Annotated in this window: 2 protein-coding genes; both read right to left on the bottom strand. The window is 77.4% G+C overall.

Features of this window, described 5'->3' with window-relative positions; genetic code table 11:
* On the bottom strand, nucleotides 1-232 hold a 232-nt coding region (locus K6I33_RS35400), incomplete at its 3' end, for a hypothetical protein (protein WP_229358882.1).
* A gap of 111 nt (nucleotides 233-343) precedes the next feature.
* The coding region (locus K6I33_RS35395) for a CAP domain-containing protein (protein WP_374286716.1) at nucleotides 344-800 on the bottom strand (457 nt) is incomplete at its 5' end.

Here is an 800-nt window from a genome sequence, read left to right as displayed (position 1 = left end):
GGGTGGGGGGTGCCTGGTGGCGCGGCGCGGCGGCGGGCACGATCGCGGCGTCGGCCGGGGCCCCGGCCTCGACGTCGGGCGCGGGGCCGGTTCCGGAGCCGAGGGTGAGGACCCCGGCGGCGACGGTGGCGGCCGCGATCGTCGCGGCCGCCGTGAGTATCAGTGGCCGTCGTCCGTTCTTCTTCCGACGGTGGGTGGTGCCGCGTCTGTCGCGTGTGTGCTTGGAGCGCATGGGTGATCCCAACGGTCGTGGAGGGTGTGACGCGGCCGGGGCGGAAGGCCCCGGCGGGACCGCGCGGCGGGCGCGCGGAAGTTCAGGGGGATCCGGCTGGGGCGAAGGCCGTCAGCGGGCGGCGACGACGGGCGTCCAGCGCGGCGAACCGGCGACGAAGGTGACGCCGACGCCGAGTTCGGTCAGCGAGCAGTCGCGGACGACGTCGTGGCGGAGCGCGCCGCGCGTCCACACGGTCATCGCCCCGGAGACGCCGGACCGTCCGGCCGAGGCCATGCCCGCGAGGCTCCAGCGGTGCCCGGGCTCCGCCTTCTCCTGATCCCGGTCCTGGTCCTGGTCTTGCTCCCGGGAGATGCCGAAGCGACCGCGCACCGCCAGTTCGTCGGCGCCGCGCTGGGCGACGACGACCAGCTCGGCGCTGGCGCGCAGCGGCCCGCAACCGGCCTTGGCGCGCTCGGTGTTGACCTGGCGCTCGACCTCCCGGGCGGCGTCGTCCCGCCCGTCGGTGCCGGGCGTGGTCGTCGGCGCCGGGGTGCGAACGGTCCCGGCGGGGCGGGCGGACGGGGAC

It is taken from the genome of Streptomyces sp. UNOB3_S3 (assembly GCF_020740895.1).
GTDB lineage: Bacteria > Actinomycetota > Actinomycetes > Streptomycetales > Streptomycetaceae > Streptomyces.
Note: the sequence above shows the minus strand (reverse complement) of the source record. Positions and strands in the feature narration are given on the sequence as shown.